The organism is Nocardioides sp. NPDC057772, assembly GCF_042798075.1.
In the GTDB taxonomy this organism is placed as follows: domain Bacteria; phylum Actinomycetota; class Actinomycetes; order Propionibacteriales; family Nocardioidaceae; genus Nocardioides.
The window spans coordinates 1-1,051 of sequence record NZ_JBHVKN010000406.1; the positions used below are offsets into that span (position 1 = coordinate 1).

Annotated in this window: 1 protein-coding gene; it reads right to left on the minus strand. The window is 69.4% G+C overall.

Features of this window, described 5'->3' with window-relative positions; translation table 11 throughout:
* Positions 1-415 precede the first annotated feature (415 nt).
* On the minus strand, positions 416-1,051 hold a 636-nt coding region (locus ACFVJS_RS28050; protein ID WP_378886814.1), incomplete at its 5' end, for an FAD-binding protein.

The window sequence follows — 1,051 nt, forward strand, 5'->3', positions numbered from 1 at the left end:
GATCAAGACGGGCTGTTGCCGAAGACAGCACCGACCACAACGAGCGCGATGACGACCAGGGCGGCGACGACCATGAGGCCGGCCGGGCTCCGGAAGTCGAACATAGGGATTCCTTTCGGCTAGTACGGCGCCAGGCGTCGAGTGGGGACCGATGGCCTGCGGACGCGTCGGGAGCCAGGCACTGGCGATGTCCGCGGCGTCGCGTATACATAACCAGCCGAGCTCGCGCCGCGCGTAGGGCACAAAGTCCCAATTTTTACTGAAGCCATTCACGTTCGGAGGGATATGTGATATGGCAACAGTTCGCTCGGTGAGCGTCTTCACAGACTAGCTGGCCGCGCGTGCCGGCCGGCGAGCGGTCTCACCGGAGGTGCCGGGATTGTGACTCCTGTCACCGGCGCTCGGGGCGGCGGGGTCACCGCCCGGCGGCGTGCCGGCCGGCCCGACGCCCGAAGTACGAGCCGTCGCCGAGCTGCATCCCGGAGGCGTAGCCCTTGGCGTCCTGGGCGAGGTTGGCAGCACAGGCGCCGGCGGCGTAGAGCCCGGCGATCGCGGAGCCGTCCTCGCGGCGTACCTCTCCTTCGACCGTGGTCGCCAGTCCGCCCATGGTGAAGCCGGCATACATCGCCTTGCCCAGCGAGAGGTCGTAGGCGCCCCAGGGGCCGGTGTCCTGCGGCTCGGTCCACTCCGGCGCCTTGTGGAGCTCCGGGTCCTCGCCGGTGGCCGCATGGGTGTTGTAGGAGGTCAGCGTCTGGTTGAGCGTCTCGTAGGGGACCCCGAGGCCGGCCGCCATCTCCTCGACCGTCTCCCAGCCGTCGATGAACGGGCACAGCGGCATCGTCGGGTGCTCGATATGGGCCGAGTCGACGATCAGGAAGGCAGCCGAGTCCGGCTGCTCCATGACGAAGGCGGCCGTACGCGGCCGTCGCGGCCGCCGAGGACGGCGCCGGTGGTCGTGGCGTATTCGTCGATCAGGTCCGGCCTCGAAGGCCGGCGTGCGCAACACCCCGCTCTCCTCCTGGCTGGGACGGGACATCGACCCGCCCTCCCC